Source organism: Nonomuraea sp. NPDC049646 (assembly GCF_044465525.1).
GTDB lineage: Bacteria > Actinomycetota > Actinomycetes > Streptosporangiales > Streptosporangiaceae > Nonomuraea.
Map to the genome: position 1 here is coordinate 20069 of NZ_JBITLU010000017.1, position 18564 is coordinate 38632.

19 protein-coding genes are annotated in these 18564 nt (G+C 72.1%); 8 read left to right on the top strand and 11 right to left on the bottom strand.

Going from position 1 to position 18564, the window contains the following annotated elements:
• Positions 1-46: 46 nt before the first annotated feature.
• The 4 genes from ACIBQ8_RS39245 (at position 47) to ACIBQ8_RS39260 (ending at position 4431) form a co-directional block, all read left to right on the top strand.
• On the top strand, positions 47-1402 hold the full coding sequence (locus ACIBQ8_RS39245; RefSeq protein ID WP_397179820.1) for an HD-GYP domain-containing protein: 1356 nt from the start codon (positions 47-49) through the stop codon (positions 1400-1402).
• Positions 1399-2697, top strand: a complete 1299-nt coding sequence (locus tag ACIBQ8_RS39250; protein WP_397179819.1) for an HD-GYP domain-containing protein — start codon at positions 1399-1401, stop codon at positions 2695-2697. Before ACIBQ8_RS39245 ends, ACIBQ8_RS39250 begins: the two co-directional genes overlap by 4 nt.
• Before the next feature lie 99 nt (positions 2698-2796).
• On the top strand, positions 2797-4176 hold the full coding sequence (locus tag ACIBQ8_RS39255) for an acetyl/propionyl/methylcrotonyl-CoA carboxylase subunit alpha (protein ID WP_397179818.1): 1380 nt from the start codon (positions 2797-2799) through the stop codon (positions 4174-4176).
• A gap of 42 nt (positions 4177-4218) precedes the next feature.
• Positions 4219-4431, top strand: coding sequence for a biotin/lipoyl-binding carrier protein (locus tag ACIBQ8_RS39260; RefSeq protein WP_397179817.1), 213 nt, complete (start codon positions 4219-4221; stop codon positions 4429-4431).
• On the opposite strand, the gene ACIBQ8_RS39265 is transcribed toward ACIBQ8_RS39260, so the two are convergent.
• Positions 4421-4804: a thioesterase family protein gene (locus ACIBQ8_RS39265; RefSeq protein WP_397179816.1), complete on the bottom strand. Its 384-nt coding sequence runs from the start codon at positions 4802-4804 to the stop codon at positions 4421-4423. The genes ACIBQ8_RS39260 and ACIBQ8_RS39265 overlap by 11 nt on opposite strands.
• Before the next feature lie 239 nt (positions 4805-5043).
• On the opposite strand from ACIBQ8_RS39265, the gene ACIBQ8_RS39270 reads away from it, so the two are divergent.
• A complete protein-coding gene (locus ACIBQ8_RS39270) occupies positions 5044-6732 on the top strand; it encodes a serine/threonine-protein kinase (RefSeq protein WP_397194580.1) in 1689 nt (562 codons plus the stop codon).
• A gap of 3 nt (positions 6733-6735) precedes the next feature.
• Here ACIBQ8_RS39270 and ACIBQ8_RS39275 read toward each other — a convergent pair whose 3' ends face one another.
• The 4 genes from ACIBQ8_RS39275 to ACIBQ8_RS39290 form a co-directional block, all read right to left on the bottom strand.
• A complete protein-coding gene (locus ACIBQ8_RS39275) occupies positions 6736-8382 on the bottom strand; it encodes an acetolactate synthase (RefSeq protein ID WP_397179814.1) in 1647 nt (548 codons plus the stop codon).
• 91 nt (positions 8383-8473) lie between these two features.
• Positions 8474-9250, bottom strand: coding sequence for a DUF4097 family beta strand repeat-containing protein (locus tag ACIBQ8_RS39280; protein WP_397194581.1), 777 nt, complete (start codon positions 9248-9250; stop codon positions 8474-8476).
• A complete protein-coding gene (locus ACIBQ8_RS39285) occupies positions 9247-9900 on the bottom strand; it encodes a response regulator (RefSeq protein WP_397179812.1) in 654 nt (217 codons plus the stop codon). Before ACIBQ8_RS39285 ends, ACIBQ8_RS39280 begins: the two co-directional genes overlap by 4 nt.
• A complete protein-coding gene (locus ACIBQ8_RS39290) occupies positions 9891-11051 on the bottom strand; it encodes a histidine kinase (RefSeq protein WP_397194582.1) in 1161 nt (386 codons plus the stop codon). The genes ACIBQ8_RS39285 and ACIBQ8_RS39290 overlap by 10 nt, the downstream gene beginning before the upstream one ends.
• Positions 11052-11186: 135 nt before the next feature.
• Between ACIBQ8_RS39290 and ACIBQ8_RS39295 the strand changes: the two genes are divergently transcribed.
• On the top strand, positions 11187-11762 hold the full coding sequence (locus ACIBQ8_RS39295; protein WP_397194583.1) for a hypothetical protein: 576 nt from the start codon (positions 11187-11189) through the stop codon (positions 11760-11762).
• On the opposite strand, the gene bioD is transcribed toward ACIBQ8_RS39295, so the two are convergent.
• Both bioD and ACIBQ8_RS39305 read right to left on the bottom strand, forming a co-directional pair.
• Positions 11759-12466, bottom strand: a complete 708-nt coding sequence (gene bioD / locus ACIBQ8_RS39300; protein ID WP_397179809.1) for a dethiobiotin synthase — start codon at positions 12464-12466, stop codon at positions 11759-11761. The genes ACIBQ8_RS39295 and bioD overlap by 4 nt on opposite strands.
• A gap of 35 nt (positions 12467-12501) precedes the next feature.
• On the bottom strand, positions 12502-13221 hold the full coding sequence (locus ACIBQ8_RS39305; RefSeq protein ID WP_090772855.1) for a GntR family transcriptional regulator: 720 nt from the start codon (positions 13219-13221) through the stop codon (positions 12502-12504).
• Between the two features lie 452 nt (positions 13222-13673).
• Here ACIBQ8_RS39305 and ACIBQ8_RS39310 point away from each other — a divergent pair, with 452 nt between their 5' ends.
• Positions 13674-15143 (top strand): histidine kinase N-terminal domain-containing protein, encoded by a 1470-nt coding sequence (locus tag ACIBQ8_RS39310; protein ID WP_357985039.1) that lies wholly within the window; start codon positions 13674-13676, stop codon positions 15141-15143.
• Positions 15144-15327: 184 nt separating this feature from the next.
• Here ACIBQ8_RS39310 and ACIBQ8_RS39315 read toward each other — a convergent pair whose 3' ends face one another.
• Together ACIBQ8_RS39315 and ACIBQ8_RS39320 are read right to left on the bottom strand one after the other, a co-directional pair.
• Positions 15328-15582, bottom strand: coding sequence for a WhiB family transcriptional regulator (locus ACIBQ8_RS39315; protein WP_113705541.1), 255 nt, complete (start codon positions 15580-15582; stop codon positions 15328-15330).
• A 275-nt stretch (positions 15583-15857) separates the two neighbouring features.
• A complete protein-coding gene (locus tag ACIBQ8_RS39320; protein WP_397179808.1) occupies positions 15858-16823 on the bottom strand; it encodes a diacylglycerol/lipid kinase family protein in 966 nt (321 codons plus the stop codon).
• 89 nt (positions 16824-16912) lie between these two features.
• On the opposite strand from ACIBQ8_RS39320, the gene ACIBQ8_RS39325 reads away from it, so the two are divergent.
• Positions 16913-17296 carry a hypothetical protein gene (locus ACIBQ8_RS39325; protein WP_397194584.1) on the top strand — a complete coding sequence of 128 codons (384 nt, stop codon included), beginning with the start codon at positions 16913-16915 and terminating at the stop codon, positions 17294-17296.
• On the opposite strand, the gene ACIBQ8_RS39330 is transcribed toward ACIBQ8_RS39325, so the two are convergent.
• Entirely contained in the window at positions 17293-18072 is a 780-nt protein-coding gene (locus tag ACIBQ8_RS39330) for an RNA polymerase sigma factor SigF (RefSeq protein ID WP_352322896.1), read from the bottom strand. The genes ACIBQ8_RS39325 and ACIBQ8_RS39330 overlap by 4 nt on opposite strands.
• Positions 18073-18089: 17 nt before the next feature.
• A complete protein-coding gene (locus ACIBQ8_RS39335; protein WP_352352342.1) occupies positions 18090-18515 on the bottom strand; it encodes an anti-sigma factor in 426 nt (141 codons plus the stop codon).
• Between the last annotated feature and the right edge of the window lie 49 nt (positions 18516-18564).

Here is an 18564-nt window from a genome sequence, read left to right on the forward strand (position 1 = left end):
GCTTCCGCCAGGGGTTTCCTGGACCTGACCGCCGTAGGGGGCCGCAATGCGTGACCTGCCCTGGCCCGCGAGGGTCTACCTGGTCGCCGTGATCGCGGCGGCGGCCGCTCTCATCGGGCACAGCGCGATCGTCTCCGGCCCGCTCGTGGCGCCGGAGAATCTCGACATCCTGCTGGTGCTCGCGCTGCTCTTCCTGGTGTGCGAGTCGATGCCGACGCTGCTCAACGTGGAGCAGTTCGCGGTGTCGGTGAGCTTCTCGGCGTCGCTGGCCGCGGTCGTGCTGATCGGGCCGGAGGGCGCGGCGCTGGTGGGGCTCACCGCCGCGGTCAGCGTGCGCCCGGGGCTGCCGCTGATCAAGCGGCTGTTCAACGGCGCCCAGTTCGCCATCTGCGGCTACGCCTCCGGCTGGGTCTACGAGTGGCTGCACGGCGCGGTCGGGGTGCCGCGGGTCAACGAGTTCGACAGCCTCATCGGCCCCTACGCCGCCGCGACCGCCGTGTTCGTGCCGCTCAACATCGTGCTCACGCTGACCATGATCAGCCTGGCCACCAGCGTGCGGGCCACGGAGGTGCCGCTGCGCGGCATGGTCCAGTTCCTGCTGTCCTATCTCGGTTACGGCACGTTCGGGCTGCTGGTGGCCGGGTTGTGGGCGACCGTGCAGTCGATCTCGGCGGTGCTGGTGCTGATGCCGCTGTTCGTGGCCCGGTGGGCGTTCGGCCAGTACCACGCCCAGCAGCGCTCCTACGACGCCACCATCGCCGCGCTGTGCCAGGCCGTCGAGACCAAGGACTACTACACCCGGGGCCACTGCACGCGCGTCTCGCTCGCCTCCAGCATGATCGCCGAGGAGATCGGCATGCGGCTCGAACGCCTGCGCGCCATCCGCTACGCCGGCATGCTGCACGACGTCGGCAAGCTGGGCGTGCCCACGAAGGTGCTGCAGAAGGACGGCCCGCTCACCGAGGGGGAGCTCGCCGCGATCCAGCTCCATCCGATGCGCGGGCTGGAGATCGTGCGCGGCATCGGCTTCCTCGACGAGGCCTACGCCGGGATCATGCACCACCACGAGCGCCACGACGGCACCGGCTACCCGATGGGCCTGGCCGGCGACGAGATCCCCGAGTTCGCCAAGGTGATCGCGGTGGCCGACGCGTTCGACTCGATGACCTCCGACCGTTCCTACCGGGGGGCGCGCCCGGTCGAGGTGGCCGTGGAGGAGCTGCGCAAGTGCTCCGGCACGCACTTCGACCCGGTCATGGTGGCCGCGTTCATCCGGGCGCTGGAACGCAATCCCTGGCAGCCGCCGCGCCGGGTCGAGGCGCCGCCGCCCGACGCCGCCGAGGCGACGATCAAGGACCACGACGACCCGACGATGCCGATCCAGGTCGTGAGCGGGCCATGACCACCACAGAGCGCGTCCGGCGCGCCGACCGGGCACAGGCCGCCGTCCTGCGCCGGCTCGACTCCGGCCAGTTGCTGCTGATCTGCGCGGCCGGGCTGGTCGCCGTCGCGGGGGTGGCGCACACGGCGGCCGTGGGGCTCGACCGTCCCGAGATCGCCATCGGGTTCGGGGCGTTGATCGCGGTCGGCGAGCTGGCCCGGCTGACCATGCCGGGCAACAGGGAGGTCGCGCCCATCGGCGCCGCCGCGGCGCTCGGCTACACGCTGCTGCTCGACCTCAGCCAGAACCAGTTGCGCCACTCCGCGCTGCAGGTCGTGGCCGTGATCGCGGCCGGGATGATCGCGGGCGCGCTGCCCCACCTGGCCGTCGGCCGGCCGCCGCGGCTCGACGCGATGGCCCGCCGCCTGCTCACCGGCGCGCTGCTGGCCTTCGCCTTCCGCCCGCTGGCCGACCCGCTCTACCAGCTCACCAAGCCGCCGCCGGGCGCCCACACCTGGTGGCCGGCGCTCGTGGTGATGGTCTCGCTGATCACGGTGACGCTGCTGGTCGACGTGCTGATCGCGGCGCTGCTGCGGGCCGAGCGGCTGCGCACCGCGTTCCGGGTGGCGGTGCGCGACGAGATCAACATGGCGTTCCCGCTGGGCGCGGCGGTGGCCGCCTCCGGCGTGCTGCTCGCGCTCGCCACGCACAGCATGGACCTGGTGGCGCTGCTGGTGTTCGCCGCGCCGCTGCTGGTCACGCAGGTGGCCTTCCGCAAGTACGCCGGCATCCGCGCCACCTACCTGCAGACCGTCCGCGCCCTGTCGCGGGTCACCGAGGTCGGCGGCTACGTCGAGCCCGGCCACTCGCGCCGGGTGTCCCGGCTGGCCGTGGCGGTCGGCCGGGAGCTGGGCATGGCCGAGCCCGAGCTGCTGGAGCTGGAGTACGCGGCCCTCATGCACGACATCGGCCAGCTCTCGCTGCGCGACCCCATCCCGGGCGGCGCCACCGTGCTGGCCGATCCGGAGCAGGCCCGGCGCATCGCCGAGCTGGGGGCCGAGGTGATCAGGCAGACGGGGGTCCTCGACCGGGTGGCCGAGGTGGTCCGGCGGCAGTGCGACGAGATCGCCGACGACCCGCCGCTGTCCAGCCGCATCATCAGGGTCGCCAACGCCTACGACGACCTGGTGGGTCCGTCCACCGATCGCGACCGGTCGGGGGCGGCGCTGGAGCGCATCGGGCTCACGGCGGGCAGCGCGTACGACGCCGCCGCCCTCGACGCCCTGACCCGGGTGGTCGGCAGAGGCCGCGTGTAGCCGATTGCCCATAACTGTGGGGTTCCTACAGATGATTCTCCGCTGATCGGTACTTCACGAGAAAAGGGACGAGCAGACCCCGGTCATAGGGTGGTCCGCGTGATTGCTGAGACGCTCGGACCCGTTCTGATCGCCAACCGGGGGGAGATCGCCCGGCGGATCATCCGTACGGTCAGGCGGATGGGGCTGCGTGCCGTCGCCGTGCACTCCGAGGCCGACGCCGGGCTGCCGTTCGTGCGCGAGGCCGACGAGGCGGTGCTGATCGGCCCGGCCGACCCCGCGCGGAGCTATCTCGACCCCGCCAGGGTGCTGGAGGCGGCCCGCGCCACGGGAGCGGGCGCGGTGCATCCCGGTTACGGCTTCCTGTCGGAGAACGCCGCGTTCGCGCGGGCGGTGATCGAGGCCGGGCTGGTGTGGATCGGGCCGTCGCCGGAGTCCATCGACCGGATGGGCGACAAGATCAACGCCAGGAACCTCATGGAGCAGGCGGGCGTGCCCGTCGCCGCGGGCACCAGGGAACCGGTCACCGACCTGGTCGCGGCGCTCGACGCGGCCGAGCTGATCGGCTACCCGGTCATGGTCAAGACCGCCGGCGGCGGTGGCGGGATCGGCATGAGCGTGGCCCGTGACGACGCCGGGCTGGCCAAGGCGTTCGAGCAGGCGGCCAGGGCGGCGGCCAGGTTCGCCGCGGCGGCCGCGGCGGGCGGCGCGGGCGACGCGCTGGCCGGGCCCGCGGTCCTGCTGGAGCGCTACGTCGAACGCGCCCGCCACGTCGAGGTGCAGATCCTCGGCCTGCCCGACGGCCGGGTGCTGGCCCTGGGCGAGCGCGACTGCTCGGTGCAGCGCCGCCACCAGAAGGTCGTCGAGGAGTCGCCGTCCCCCGGCATCGGCCCCGAGCTGCGCGAACGCATGCTGGCCGCGGCCGTGCGGGCCGGCCAGGCCGTCGGCTATCTCGGCGCGGGCACGGTCGAGTGCCTGGTCGACGCCGACGCCCAGGACTTCGTGTTCCTGGAGATGAACACCAGGCTCCAGGTCGAGCACCCGGTCACCGAGCTGGTCACCGGCCTGGACCTGGTGGAGCTGCAACTGCGCGTGGCCGCCGGGGAGAGCCCGCAGATCACGGTGGCGCCCGAGGGGCACGCGATCGAGTTCCGGATCTACGCCGAGGACCCCCGACGCTTCCTGCCCGGACCCGGCCGGATCACCACCTGGGACGAGCCCGCCGGCGACGGCATCCGCGTCGACTCCGGCTACGCGGCGGGCGACACGGTGACCATGTTCTACGACCCGCTGATGGCCAAGCTGTGCGTGGTCGGGGCCGACCGTACCGAGGCGCTGGAGCTGGGCCGCAAGGCGGTCGCGGAGTTCACCGTCGAGGGGCCGAAGAGCAATCTGCCCTTCTGTGCCGAGCTGCTGGAGAACCCGGCATTCGTCGCGGGAGACTACGACACGGGTCTGGTCGGGCGAATGCGGCCCTGACCCGGTCGACATTGTTGGTGACGTCGGAACAGGAGAGCGCCGGTGGCCGAGGTACGCGCCGAGATGGTGGCGAACGTGTGGAAAGTGGTCGTCCGGGAGGGCGAGACGGTCTCCGAGGGGGACACGCTGGTCATCCTTGAGTCGATGAAGATGGAGATCCCCGTGCTCGCCGAGGACGGGGGCGTGGTGTCGCAGCTCAAGGTGGCCGAGGGCGACGTGATCCAGGAGGGCGACCTGATCGCCGTCATCGACTGAGGCGGGCCAGGAACCTGGCGCGGTCGACGACCATCCGCTCGACCGTGCCGCGGCCCACGAGCGTGCCGTGCCGGTCGCGGGCCTCGAAGGCGAAGACCAGGCGCCGGCCGTCGACGCCGGTGAGCTCCGCGGTGAGCTCGACGTGGTCGCCGACGGCGCTGGCGGCCAGGTGTTCGAGCTCGACCCGGGTGCCGACGGACGTCTCGCCCTCGGCCAGGTGCGGGCGCACGGCCTCGACGGTGGCCCGTTCGGCCAGCGCGAGCAGCCTGGGCGTGGCCAGCACGGGCACGTCGCCGCTGCCGGCTCGCTCGGCTGTGTCGGATCTCTCGACCATGGTGAGCAGTTGCGAGCGGAGGCCAGGTGAGAGCGTCATGGGGGTCAGCCTACCGAGGGCGGTTCTGATCTCCGGGAAACGCGGACAACACCGCCCATAAGGCTCCAGGATAGGGTTTGTACGGCTTGCGGCATATGAGTGGCATATGGGGCTCCTGAGACAGGTACACTCTCGGAGTTTCCGTGACCACTGTGTTACCTCACCGCGACAAAAGTTCGCTTTGTTGGAGAACCGCGGGGTGGGCGAGGTTACCGATGTAGGGGGGTAGCGGGGGAGTCATGGTGGCCCAAGGCACGACGCTGGCGGGGCGGTATCGACTGGATACCCGCATCGGCGCCGGCGGCATGGGCGAGGTGTGGCGAGGCGAGGACATCGTGCTCGCCCGCACCGTCGCCGTCAAAGTGCTGCTCCCAGGCCGCATGGATGATCGGGGGTTCGTCGCCAGGTTCCAGGGGGAAGCCAGGGCGATGGCCACGATCAACCATTCCGGCGTGGTCGACGTCTACGACTACGGGGTGAGCGGCGACACCGTCTACCTCGTGATGAAGTTCGTGGACGGAGAGCCGCTCGACCGGCTCCTGGCCCGGCTCGGCCGGATCCCGCCGCAGGCGGCCATGGAGCTCATCGCGCAGGCCGCCTCGGCCCTGCAGGCGGTGCACGACCAGGGAATCGTGCACCGCGACGTGAAACCGGGCAACCTGCTCGTCCAGCGCGACGGCACGCTGGTGCTCACCGACTTCGGCATCGCCCGTTCCGACCTGGCCAACCGGCTGACCGACGCCGGCATGGTGCTCGGCACGGCCGCCTACTGCGCGCCCGAGCAGGCCGAGGGCGCGCCCGTCACCCCGGCCGTGGACATCTACGCGCTCGGCGTGGTGGCCTACGAGTGCCTGCTGGGACAGCGGCCGTTCGACGGTGACAGCGCGGTCACGATCGCGCTCAAGCACATCCGCGAGGCCCCGCCGCCACTGCCCGCCGACATCCCGCCGCAGATCCGGACGCTGGTGGAGGTGGCGCTGTCGAAGGACCCCGCCCGGCGGTTCCCGACGGCGAAGGCCATGAGCGAGGCGGCCCGCGCGGCCGGGCAGGGCCAGGCGATCACGCCGGTGGCCGAGATCGCGCCGCCGGCCACGGGCGCCACGATGGCCGCGCCGCCCGAGTCGTACCAGACCGGCGCCTACCAGGCGGGCCACTCCCAGCCGACGGGCGCCCACCAGCCGCCCCCCTACCCGGGAGGGCAGCCGCCGGCCGGGGCCGGCGCGTTCCAGACCGGAGCGCACCTGCCGGCCTCGGCGGAGGAGACCACCGCCGCCGTCGGCGAGCGCCGCCCGGGCGGCCGCCGCGCCGCCAAGGCGCCGCGCCGGACCGGCCTGGTCGTCGGCCTCGCGGTCGCGGTGGTGCTCGGCGTGGGCGCGGGGGCGGTGGCGCTGACGGGCATGGTGCCCGGCGCGCCGACGCCGACCGTCACGGCCTCCAACAACGGCAACAGCGACGACATCCCCGGCCCGACGAAGAGCGGTCCCAAGAAGCCCAAGCCTTCGCCGACGCCTTCCACGAAGCCGCCCACGACGCCCACCAGGCCGCCCACGCATCCTCCGAGCGAGGAGCCGTCGGAGCCCGAGGAGGAGCCGACGACCACGCCCACCACCACCCCGACCACCACGAAGGAGCCGACCAAGTCGCCGTCGAGCACGCCGACGCCGACGGTCAAGAAGATCACGGTGCCCAAGGTCGCCGGGCTGCCCTTCCTCAAGGGGCAGGAGATGGTCGAGGCCGCGGGGCTGCAGGTGCACGTCCGCGACTCGTCCGTGACCACCGACGACCCCGCCTGCCGCAGGATCACCAAGACGGTGCCGGCCGGCGGCACGGTGGTCCCTGAGACGAAGGTGGTCACGCTCTACGTCATCGACGGCATCTGCACGACGCCGACGCCGTCGCCGTCCCCCACGGCGACGCCGAAGTCGTAGAGGTCAGATGCCCGTGGTGTTGCGGGGGTAGGCGATCTGCGGGTCGGTGGCGATGTTCACCATGTACGGGATGCCGGAGTCGAACGCCCTGCGCAGCGCCGGCCCGATCTCCGACGGCTTGGTGACCAGCTCGCCGCCGCCGCCCAGCGCGGTGACGACCTGGTCGTAGCGGCACTGCGGCTGGAGGTCGGCGGCCACGTCGTAGCCGTACAGGAACCGCATGGGGTGCTTCTCCAGGCCCCACATGCCGTTGTTGCCGCAGATCATGACGACCGGCAGCCGGTGGCGGACGAGGGTGTCGACGTCCATCAGGGAGAAGCCGGCGGCGCCGTCGCCGAGCAGGAGCACGACCTGCGAGGACGGGCGGGCCAGGCGGGCGGCGATGGAGTAGCCGAGCCCGGTGCCCAGGCACCCGTACGGGCCGGGGTCGAGCCAGTTGCCCGGCTGCCTGGGCTCGACGTACTTGCCGGCGTAGGAGACGAAGTCGCCGCCGTCGCCGATCACCACGGCGTCGTCGGCCAGGACCTTGCCCAGCTCGCCGTAGATGCGCATGGGGTGGATCGGGTCGGTGTCGGCGGCCAGCAGCTCGGCGTCGTCCTCGATCGCCGCGGCGGCGGCCTCGGACAGCGTCGACAGCCAGGAGGCGTACGAGCTGGGCTTGACCCCCGCGTCGCCGCAGGCGGCGCCGAGGCTCCACAACACCACCGACAGGTCGCCTGCGGCCTTGGCGGCGGGCTGCATGTGGGTGGCGAGCTGCGAGGGCGCGTCGGCGATGTGCACGACGCGGGCCAGGGGCGCGCCGTTCTTGCCGCCGAATGAGCCGTAGCCGAGCCGGAAGTCGAGCGGGGTGCCGATCACGACGACCAGGTCGGCCTGGGAGAAGGCCAGGCTGCGGGCGCGGGTGACGAGCAGCTCGTGCCCGGCGGGCAGGATGCCGCGGCCCTGGCCGTTGGGGATGACCGGCAGCCGCCAGGTCTCGGCGAAGTCGCGCGCGGCCTCCTCGGCCCGGTCCATCCACACGTCGGAGCCGTAGACCAGCACCGGGCGCTCGGCCTCCGACAGCAGCCGGGCGATGGCGGCCAGGTCGTCGGGGTCGGGCTCCAGCGGCGAGGGCGACTGCGTGTGCACCTCATGGGCGGGCGAGGGGGCGAACAGGTGGTCCATGTAGAAGTCGAGGAAGACCGGGCCGCGCTGGGGCGCGACGGCGGTGCGGAAGGCCGACTCGACGTCCTGGCCGACCGAGTCGGCGCCGGAGGCGGTGAACGACAGCTTGGTGATCGGGCCGAGCAGCGGCGGGTGGTCCATCTCCTGCAGGGCGCCGCTGCCCCAGCGCGACTGCGGCGCGCGGCCGCCCATGACGACCACCGGCGAGCCGTTGAAGTGCGCGGTCGCGATGCCGCTGACGCCGTTGGTGATGCCGGGCCCGGCGGTCAGCACGGCCAGGCCGGGCTTCCTGGTCAGCCGGGCCGTCGCCTCGGCGGCGAAGACCGCGCTCTGTTCGTGGCGTACGTCGAGGATGCGCATGCCCTCGTGGACCGCGCCGTCGTACAGCGGGAAGACGTGGCCTCCCGAGAGCGTGAACATGGTCTCGACGCCGTAGGCCTTGGACACGGCGACGGCGACGTCACCGGCGTGCTTCGCAGACTCCATGCCGGGAACTTACCAACCAGTGATAAGAGTAAACAGATCTTAAGGCTCGCGTCCGGCCGCCGCCGGCGCGACCCCGGCACCCGGCCGGGCTTCAGTGTCCGCAGCAGACGCTGACCGAGCCGAGCGGCGCCCGCGCCTCGATCTTCCGGGGCGCGCCCTTCACCGCGTCGACCTCCACCTCGGTACGGCGGCCCTCGGTCGTCACGTCGTAGATCTCCGGCGGCAGCCGCAGGTCGACGTCTCCGGTGGCCCGCGCGACCGCCCTGACCGCGAGGGGCGGGCTGACGAAGTCGAGCCGGACGTCGCCCGAGCCGGTCTCGACGTCGGCCTGGCCGCCGAGCATCGAGTGGCCGGAGACGGACCCGGAACCCGACCTGGCCCAGACCTCGCCGGTGACCCCGTCGGCCCGCACGTTCCCCGACACGGTCGTCAGCCGCACGGCGCCGACCACGTTGCTGACCCCGAGGTCGCCGACGGTCGTCCGGGCCTCGACGCCGGTCTCGAAGGGCACCAGCAGCGTGTAGTCCGCCCGGCACACCGGTCCGTCCCGCCGGGAGGCGGTTCCGCACCGGATGTCCAGCCGCAGGGTGTCGCCGTTCCAGTCCTCGGTGATCACCGGCCGGTCGATCGAGGTCCAGCCCACGGACCGGTAGATCGTCAGCTCTCCCGCGGGGCCCGGCACGATCTCGACGTTCACCTCGCCGCTGCCCGTGGTGACCTTCAGCGTGTCCAGCGCGAACGGGACCGTCCTGGCCCGCGTCTCCTGCGGCGCGGTGGCGCGGGCGAACCCGTTCCAGACCAGCAGGACGGACAGCAGCAGGGCGGCCACCGTCGCCACGGCCCCCGCCGTCAGCCAGATGGTCCTCACGGCATGCTCCTGATCTTGAGGAACTGCAGGACGGCGAGGACCCGGCGGTGATCGCCCTCGGCGGGGGACAGGTCGAGCTTGGTGAAGATGTTGCCGATGTGCTTGCCCACCGCCCCCTCGCTGAGCACGAGGGCCTGGCCGATGCCGGCGTTCGAGCGGCCCTCGGCCATGAGCTTGAGCACCTCGTGCTCGCGGGGCGTCAGCCGTTCCAGCGGGTCGCTGTCGCCGCGCAGCAGGAGCTGGGCGACGACCTCGGGGTCGAGGGCGGTGCCGCCGCCGGCGACCCTGCGCAGGGCGTCGATGAACTCGGCCACGTCGGCCACCCGGTCCTTGAGCAGGTAGCCGACGCCGCCGGTCGCCGTGGCCAGCAGGCGGGCGGCGTAGCGTTCCTCGACGTACTGGGAGAGCACCAGCACGGCCAGGCCGGCATGCTGGCGGCGCAGCACGAGAGCCGCGCGCAGCCCCTCGTCGGTGTGCGTGGGCGGCATCCGGACGTCGGTGATCACCAGCTCCGGCCGGTGCTCCTCGACGGCCCGCAGCAGGCCCTCGGCGTCGTCCACGGCCGCCACCACCCGCATGCCGGACGCGTCGAGCAGCCTGATCAGCCCCTCGCGCAGCAGGACGGAGTCCTCGGCCAGCACTACTCGCACGGCAGTTCCACCTCGATCGCGGTCGGCCCGCCGAACGGGCTGGACAGGCGCAGCGTCCCGTCCACGGAGTCGATGCGCTGGGCCAGGCCGCGCAGGCCGGTGCCGCCGTCGAGCCGGGCGCCGCCGCAGCCGTCGTCGTGGACGAGCACGTGCAGGCGGTCGCGCTCGCGCCGGACCGTCACCTCGGCCCTGGTCGCGGCGGAGTGTTTGGCGATGTTGGTCAGTGCTTCGGACACGATGAAGAAGGCCACCGCCTCGATGGTCGGGGAGGCGCGCCGGTCGATGTCGACGCGCAGGCGTACGGGGAGCGGGGCGCGGGCCGCGACGCCGGACAGCGCCGCGTCGAGCCCCTGGTCGTTGAGCACGGCCGGATGCAGGCCGCGGACGAAGTCGCGCAGCTCCTTGAGCGCCTGCTTGGCCTCCTCGTGGGCCCGCTCGATCGCCTCGCGGGCGGGCTCGGGCAGGTCGGTGAGGGTGGCCCTGGCCAGGCCGAGGTTCATGGCGAGCGAGACCAGGCGCTGCTGGGCGCCGTCGTGCAGGTCGCGCTCGATCCTGCGGCGCTCGGCGTCGGCGGCGTCGATCACGCCGGCCCGGCTCTCGGTCAGCGTCTCGATGCGCTGTCCCAGCTCGGTGCGGCTGGGCCCGAGCAGGGTGCGCGCCACCGACAGGTCCAGCGCCGCCATGCCCCTGGCCAGGACCGGGGCGAGCAGCAGCAGCGCCAGTCCGGTCGCCATGGAGATCCCCACGACGACCGGGTCGCGCAGATCGACGAGGAACACCAGCGGCGGCGCCTGCACCCGCGGTGGCACGAACGACAGCAGCCCGACCACGGCCCCGCCCCACGCCAGCGCGACGAGGAAGGCCGCCGCCGCGCCCACGAAGGGCGACAGCAGGTGGTAGGCGATCTGCCGCCAGGTGGCCGCCCTGCGCCAGCCGGCCGGCGCCACCGGCGGCGGGATGCGGACGTCGAGGAAGGCCGCGAACCTGGACCGCTGCACCCGGGTGAACACCGGGACGCCGCGCCGCAGCACCGGCGGGGCCACGGCCAGCATCAGCGTGAGCCCGCCGAGCACCACGGCGACCGGCAGCCCGATCATCACGTGGGACGTGTCGAGCCAGGCACGCGCCGACCAGGGACGGGGGACTTTCATGCGTCAAAGGTATTGACCCACCAGACCCCCACGAAATGGGCCTGGTGTGCCGGTGGACGGTAGAGCTAGCCCCACCCCCGAACGATTGCCGCGCACCGGACATCTCACTCCCCAGCAGACCAAGAGGAGGCTCGCATGTTCGCAGCAGGGGTCGCCGCGCTGACGGCCGCGTCCACGCTCCTGGGCGGGTTACCGCCCGGCATGTTGTCCCTGGAGAAGCACCCGCCCGCCAGGCAGTGGGAGACCTACACCGTCAAGAACTCCGCCACGCAGCCGCTCCGGCTCGACCCCTGCCTGTCCTACCGGCGGCGGGACGGCGGCCGGCTGGAGGCGCGGGCCGTCCTGTACTCCAGCGAGGACGAGATGAAGTACGAGCAGCTCGTCGTCTACCGGAGCGTCCGGCACGCCAAGGACGCCATGCGCGTCCTGCGCGCGGACCTGCGGCGCTGCGCCGACGTGGGCAAGGGCGTCAACCGCCGCCGCTACTTCACCAAGCCCCTGGCCGTGGGCGACGACGGCCTGCGCGCCGGCGGCCGCTTCTTCGAGAGCGGCGAGCACGCGGTCGCGGTCAGGCGCGGCGCGGCCCTCTACATCGCCGGCGAGTCGGCCTGGCCCACCAAGAGCCTGCCGCTCAAGGGCTTCCGGGGGCTGATCGACCAGGCGCGCCGGATGACCGTCAAGGTCTGCCGCCTGCCCGAGGCCGCCTGCTAGAGCACCCCCACCCGCCGCTTGAAGGCGGACGGGTCGAAGGAACCGCCCAGCGTGACGCCCAGCCCCTCGCGCGCCAGCCGGGCGAACGCCTCGCGGCCGAGTCGCCCGGCCCCTTCGGGCAGCACTCCCGCCAGCGGCCGCGCGGCCAGCATCTCCAGGTCGGCGACGGTGCTCCGCTCGGTGATCCCGGCCTCCCGCGGCCAGCGCCCGATCACCACGCCCGCCGGGTCGAGCCCCCGGTGCGCCAGCGCCTCCAGGGTCAGCGCCGTGTGGTTGAGCGCCCCGATCCCGGCCCCCGCCACGACCAGCACCTGCGCGCCCACCAGCCGGGCCAGGTCGGCGATCGTCGCGCCGTCCTCGTCGAAGCGCACCAGCAGGCCGCCGGCGCCCTCCACGACGACCAGCCGGTTGCTCTCGGCCAGCTCCTCGACGAACCGGGCGGCGGCCGTCAGCGACACCGGCGGCACCCCGGCCACCCGCGCCGCGGCGGCCGGGGAAAGCGGCTCGGCGAAACGCGCCAGCTCGAACGTGGTGCTCGCCCCGGAGAGCCGGATCACCTCGTCGAGGTCGTGCCCGCCGCCGGTCTGCGCCGGCTTCACCACGGCGACGGACGCCCCCCGCTCCCTGGCCAGGGCGGCCACCGCGGCCGTGACGACGGTCTTGCCCACGCCGAAGTCGGTTCCGGACACGACGAGAACGCTCATCGTCCCAGCCTAGAAGCCGCCGCCCGCCGTCCCGGTCAGGGACGCCGCAGGCGCGTGACGAACTTGTACCGGTCGCCGCGGTAGAGGGACTGCGCCCACTCCACCGGGTTGCCGTCGGCGTCGAAGGCGTGGCGGGTCAGCAGCAGCATCGGCAGGCCGACGTCCACGCCGAGGGCCTTGGCGTCGTACGGGGTGGCGAGGACGGTCTCGATGATCTCCTCGGCGTCCGTGAGCCGTACGTTGTAGGCGTTGTGCAGCGTCTCGTACAGGGAGGCGTGCACCTCCAGCTCCCGCCGCAGGCGGGGGAAGCGCCGGGCGGACAGGTGGGTGGTGTCGATCGAGACCGGCTCGCCGTTGGCCAGCCGGAGCCGGTGGATGCGCAGCACCCGGCCGCCGGGGTTGATGGCCAGCCGCCGCGCCAGGGCCTCGTCCGCGGTGATGTAGCCGATCTCCAGGATCTTCGTGTCCGGCTCCAGGCCCGCCGTGCGCAGGTCGCCGATGTAGGAGGTGAGCTGGAGCACCTGCGCCACCTTCGGCTGGGCCACGAACGTGCCCTTGCCCTGGATGCGCAGCAGCCGGCCCTCCACGACCAGCTCGGTCAGCGCCTGGCGGACGGTGGTGCGCGAGGTCTCGAACCGCACGGCCAGCGTGCGCTCGGGAGGCAGGGCGGTGCCCGCGGGCAGGCTCTTGGTGAGCTCCAGAAGACTGCGTTTCACGTCGTAGTACTTGGGAACGCGGGGGCCGTCGTCGGTCACGCTCTCACCTTCACTTCTGGCACGGCGGTGAGGGCGTGTCTGATCACCGCGAGATCATCGGAACTCATATCGGCCCGAGCGGTCAACCACCTGGGAGGACGGCATATCCGCACGGAGCGCGCACACCGCCAAGTACGCGCGAATCCGGGCAGCTCAGACTGATTGTGAAGGATATCCACAGCTGCGTGCGCGATCGCAACCGAGGCCGGTGTCAGGCCCGCGTCGTCGAGGAGCCACCCGCCCGTGTCGATCACCTCCGGCAATGCCCGTGAAGCGCCGTCATGGGGATCGAGCGATCCCGCCGTGTGACGGTTCTCACAGTACGAGATTCCCCGAAAGAGGCGCCGGGTGCACGGCGACGCACCCGTGCCGCGTCCTTCCTGGCCGGGAGCTGCGCATTCGATCAGGGGGTCGGTTTGGCTGTTGGCGGCGAAAGCACGCATGATGCACTCGTGCCGACTCTCAGCGACCTCGTCGCCCGCCACACCGCACTCGACGAGGCGGACCTCGACTGGCTGCACTCGCTGGTCTCCGACTGGCAGCTGCTGGCCGACCTGTCCTTCGCCGACCTCATCCTGTGGGCGCCGCTGCTCGGTGAGAACGGCTGGATCGCCATCGCCCAGATGCGCCCCACCACCGGCCCCACCGTCTACCACGACGACATCGTCGGCAGCGTGGCCGCCAAGGGCGAGCGCCACCTCATCGACACCGCCTGGAACGAGCGCCGCATCTGCCGCGAGGGCGATCCCGACTGGTCCACGGGCGTCCCGGTGCGCGAGGAGACGATCCCGGTGCGCCGGGCGGTCGACAACGGCGAGGGCCGCTTCCTCGGGGTGATCCAGCGCTCCACGAACCTGTCCTCGGCCCGCACGCCGTCCCGGCTGGAGCTGACCTACCTGCAGAGCGCCTCCGACCTGGCGCAGATGGTCGCCGAGGGACGCTTCCCGTTCTCGGGGGAGGAGCCGATCCTGGTCCGCTCGCCGCGCGTCGGCGACGGCCTGCTGCGGCTCGACCGGGCCGGACGGGTCACCTACGCCTCGCCCAACGCGTTGTCGGCCTACCGGCGGCTGGGCCTGCACGCCGACCTGGTCGGCGCCGAGCTGGGCCGGGTGACGGCGACGCTGTGCTACTCCGACGAGCCGATCAACGAAGACCTGATGATCGTGGCCAGCGGGCGCGCGGCCAAGGAGACCGAGGTCGAGTCGGGCGGCACGATCGTGCAGCTCAGAGCCATCCCGCTGATCGTCGGCGGCGGCCGCATCGGCGCGCTCGTCCTCATAAGGGACGTCACCGAGCTGCGGCGGCGCGAGCGCGAGCTGATGACCAAGGACGCCACGATCCGCGAGATCCACCACCGCGTGAAGAACAACCTCCAGACGGTCGCCGCGCTGCTGCGGCTCCAGGCGCGGCGCCTGCAGGTGCCCGAGGGCCGCGAGGCGCTGGAGGAGGCCGTGCGCCGCGTCGGCTCGATCGCCATCGTGCACGAGACGCTGTCGCACGCGCCGGAGGAGTTCGTCGACTTCGACGAGATCGCCGACCGGGTGATCGCGATGGCGGGCGAGGTGTCGGCGGCCGAGGCGGCGGTCACGCCGCGCCGGGTGGGCGCGTTCGGCGTGCTGCCCTCGCTCATCGCCACGCCGCTGGCCATGGCGCTGACCGAGCTGTTGCAGAACGCGTTGCAGCACGGGCGCCCCAAGCGGATGGAGGTGCTGGTCGAGCCCGCCCCCGACCGGCTGAACGTCACCGTCTGGGACGACGGGCGCGGCCTTCCCGCCGACTTCGACCTCGACAAGTCCACCAGTCTGGGGCTGCAGATCGTCCGCACGCTGGTGGAGGGGGAGCTGTCGGGCAAGCTCACGATCGAGCCGCGGGAGGGCGGCGGCACGCACGTCGGGTTGTCGATCCCGTTGCCGTCCGCCTGAGAGTCCGCCGGGCCGGGCGACCGTCTTCGAGGGCGGCGCCCGGTCCGTGCGAGCCTGGCCGCCGCGTGCGCGACGCGGCGGGGTCTTGGCGGAAACGTCGATCACGCCAAGCTGGGCGGCTCCTGCGGGGAAGGCAGGGTCGAGCGGAGGTGGAACAGATCAGGCGAGATGGATCAGGGGCAGATCAGGCGGAGGCGCGGGCGCGGGCGCGGGCGGTGCGGCGCTTGAGTGCGCGGCGCTCGTCCTCGCTCAGGCCGCCCCAGACGCCGGCGTCCTGTCCGGACTCCAGCGCCCACTTCAGGCAGGCGTCGACGGCCGGGCAGGACCGGCAGACCTGCTTGGCCTCTTCGATCTGCATCAGGGCAGGGCCGGTGTTGCCGATCGGGAAGAACAGCTCGGGGTCCACGTCACGGCAGGCAGCTCGGTGGCGCCAGTCCATGCGTCCACTCCTTAGTAGATGGAACCTTTGGTCGGCTCCGTGCGGCTACTACTTTGTGAAGAGTTTCACTAACTCGCGCGAACAATTACCCGGATCCAGGTGTTGGACCGGGGTTGTCCGCCTGACGGCCGGAGGGCCTTGGGGTTGTTAAAGGTCCTACGTTCCGACGTCAGTCTTGAGCCTTCCAGCCACGGAGAGTGCACGCAAGGGGGTTGGGGCGAAGTTTTGGCGGTTATGGATGTCGGATGCGTCACACAATGACCGAATGTAACCAGCTAGACCAGAACTTGTAACGCGTTCGGGGTAGACCGGAACGTTACGGATTCGCGTTCGCCCAGGTAGTCCCCGTCCAGCTGGAAGGCCACGGGACGGTCGGCGGCGAGGGTGAACTCGGCCTCGTCGTGCAACTGGACGAGGTGTTTCCCGGACGGGACGGCGTCACTCTCCGTGAGGATCTGCCGGATCAGCCCGGCGATCTGGACGGGCCCCATCCGCCGCAGCCCGAGCAGGTCGAGCCCGGTCTCGAAGCTCGCCCACGGCGTCGGTGTCACCGGCTTGGCCCCCAGGTACGTCCACGGCGAGGTGTTGGAGATGATCGCCATGAACACGCCCTCGGCCGCCGGGATGCCCGGCCCGGTCAGGGTCATCGGGGCGTGCCGTTTGTCCGTGGCCAGATAGTGCCGCAGAGCCGTGTTCACATACCGGGCGGGAGTTGCCTTCCGCCCCGTGCCCCGCAGGCCCTCCACGGCCCGTACGACCTCGGCGTCGTACCCCATGCCCGCGCAGAACGTGAAGTACCGGCTCTCTCCCTCCCAGAGCGCGTGCCCCAGGCCCACGGTCCGGCGGCGGTCCTCTCTCAGCGCCTCCAGGACCGCGCCGGTGGCCTCGACCGGGTCGTTCGGCAGGCCGAGGGAGCGGGCGAACACGTTCGCGCTGCCGCCGGGGATCACGATGAGGCCGGGACGGCCCGAGCTCGGATCGTCGGCCGGCGGGACGTCGTGGCCGTTGACCGGGTTGAGCAGGCCGTTGACCGTCTCGTTGATCGTGCCGTCGCCGCCGAGCACCGCGACCACGTCGAAGCCCTTGGCGCGGGCCGTGGCCGCCAGCGTCGCGGCGTGCCCCCGGTAGCCGGTCTCCTCCACCGACAGCTCCACGGCCGCGCCCAGCGCGCGGATCAACACGTCCCTCGTGCGGGCGTTGGTGGTGGTGGCCTTGGGATTGACCAGCAACATTGCGCGCATATCGCCAGCGTAGTCGCTGATCGCCGACCCGCTCGGGGTGGGGGAACATCCCCGGCCGGACCGGACCCGGGGGCGGATAGGGTTCAGCTGTGTCGAAGCGTCCGTGGAGTTTGCTCGTCGCCGCCGTCGTCGTGGCCCTGGAGGGGCTCATCGCGCTCGGGCTCGGGATCTACGTCGCGGTGGAGACGGTGGTGAGCACACCTGACAGTCTCACCACGGCCATCGCGGAGTCGGCCTTCGGGCTGCTGATCGGGGCCGGGCTGCTCTGGGTCGCCTGGGGCGGCCTGCTGCGGGCGGAGCGGTGGGGGAGGTCGCCGGGCGTGCTGGCACAGATCTTCCTGCTGCCCGTCGGGGTCACGCTCATCCAGTCGGACCAGCCACTGATCGGCGTGCCGCTGATCGTGGTCGCCCTGACCGGGCTGGTGGCGCTGCTCGCGCCCCCCACCACCCATGCTCTCTACGGGGACGGTTAGTCCTCCGCGGTCAGCCCCTCGCGCAACTGGGCGAGGGTACGGGCCAGCAACCGGGACACGTGCATCTGCGAGATGCCCAGCTCGGTCGCGATCTGCGACTGCGTCATGTTCCCGAAGAACCGCAGCAGCAGGATGCGCTTCTCACGCGGCGGCAGCCGTTCGAGCAGCGGCTTGAGCGACTCGCGGTACTCGACGCCCTCCAGCGACTCGTCGACGATGCCCAGCGAGTCGGACACCGCGGGGGCGTCGTCGTCGCCGGAGTCGGGCGCGTCGAGGGACACCGTGGAGTAGGCGTTGGCCGACTCCAGGCCCTCCAGCACCTCCTCCTCGGTCATCTTGAGGTAGGAGGCCAGCTCGGCGACCGTGGGCGCGCGGCCCTCGCGCTGCGACAGGTCGCTGATCGCCTTCGTCAGCGAGAGCTTCAGCTCCTGCAGGCGGCGCGGCACCCGGACCGCCCAGCCCTTGTCGCGGAAGTGCCGCTTGATCTCGCCGACGATGGTGGGCGTGGCGTAGGTGGAGAACTCCACCCCGCGTTTGAGATCGAACCGGTCGATCGACTTGATCAGCCCGATCGTGGCGACCTGGGTGAGGTCGTCGAGCCACTCGCCGCGGTTGCGGAAGCGGCGGGCCAGGTATTCGACCAGCGGAAGGTGAAGCTCGACCAGCTCGTCCCTGATGCGCTGGCGTCGCGGTTCCTCGGGACCCAGCTCGGCCAGCTCGGCGAAGAGCAAGCGGGCGCGAACCCTGTCGGGCACGGCGTGTTCGCTGGTGGCCATGGCTCCAGTCCTTTCCGTCACGCCGGCCTCGCTGCGCCTCGGCGCTTACGCAGGACGATCGCCATGCGGTCGGGGGAGTCGGTCACGGCGTCGACGTCGTCGGCCAGGGCGGTCAGCACCATCCAGGCGAAGTCGTCGCGCTTGGGGGCGGAGCTGCCGACGGTGGCCACCTCGACGCTGACCTTCATCACGTCGCCGGTCAGCTCGAACTCGGCGGTCAGGTCGGTGCCCGGAACCGCCTCGCTCAGCAACATGGCGCACGCCTCGTCGACCGCGATGCGCAGATCTTCGATCTCGTCCAGGGTGAAGTCAAGCCGGGCGGCCAGGCCGGCGGTGGCCGTGCGCAGCACCGACAGGTAAGCACTCGCGGCGGGGAGCCTGATGCTCACCACGTCGCGGATGCCCGCTACACCCTCCGCACGCGTCTCGGTTTCCTCGGTCACGTTCCTCCTCGCGTTTCCGACGCCAACTGCAACTTACCGCCCCCGGGAG

What these genes read in the sequence shown, in the direction of transcription:
- ACIBQ8_RS39265 (WP_397179816.1), bottom strand. Translation starts at nt 4,804, where the DNA reads ATGACGCTCTCACCTGGCCTCCGCTCGCAACTGCTCACCATGGTCGAG.
- ACIBQ8_RS39330 (WP_352322896.1), bottom strand. Translation starts at nt 18,072, where the DNA reads ATGGCCACCAGCGAACACGCCGTGCCCGACAGGGTTCGCGCCCGCTTG.
- ACIBQ8_RS39290 (WP_397194582.1), bottom strand. Translation starts at nt 11,051, where the DNA reads ATGAAAGTCCCCCGTCCCTGGTCGGCGCGTGCCTGGCTCGACACGTCC.
- ACIBQ8_RS39250 (WP_397179819.1), top strand. Translation starts at nt 1,399, where the DNA reads ATGACCACCACAGAGCGCGTCCGGCGCGCCGACCGGGCACAGGCCGCC.
- bioD (WP_397179809.1), bottom strand. Translation starts at nt 12,466, where the DNA reads ATGAGCGTTCTCGTCGTGTCCGGAACCGACTTCGGCGTGGGCAAGACC.
- ACIBQ8_RS39275 (WP_397179814.1), bottom strand. Translation starts at nt 8,382, where the DNA reads ATGGAGTCTGCGAAGCACGCCGGTGACGTCGCCGTCGCCGTGTCCAAG.
- ACIBQ8_RS39270 (WP_397194580.1), top strand. Translation starts at nt 5,044, where the DNA reads ATGGTGGCCCAAGGCACGACGCTGGCGGGGCGGTATCGACTGGATACC.
- ACIBQ8_RS39315 (WP_113705541.1), bottom strand. Translation starts at nt 15,582, where the DNA reads ATGGACTGGCGCCACCGAGCTGCCTGCCGTGACGTGGACCCCGAGCTG.
- ACIBQ8_RS39245 (WP_397179820.1), top strand. Translation starts at nt 47, where the DNA reads ATGCGTGACCTGCCCTGGCCCGCGAGGGTCTACCTGGTCGCCGTGATC.
- ACIBQ8_RS39320 (WP_397179808.1), bottom strand. Translation starts at nt 16,823, where the DNA reads ATGCGCGCAATGTTGCTGGTCAATCCCAAGGCCACCACCACCAACGCC.
- ACIBQ8_RS39295 (WP_397194583.1), top strand. Translation starts at nt 11,187, where the DNA reads ATGTTCGCAGCAGGGGTCGCCGCGCTGACGGCCGCGTCCACGCTCCTG.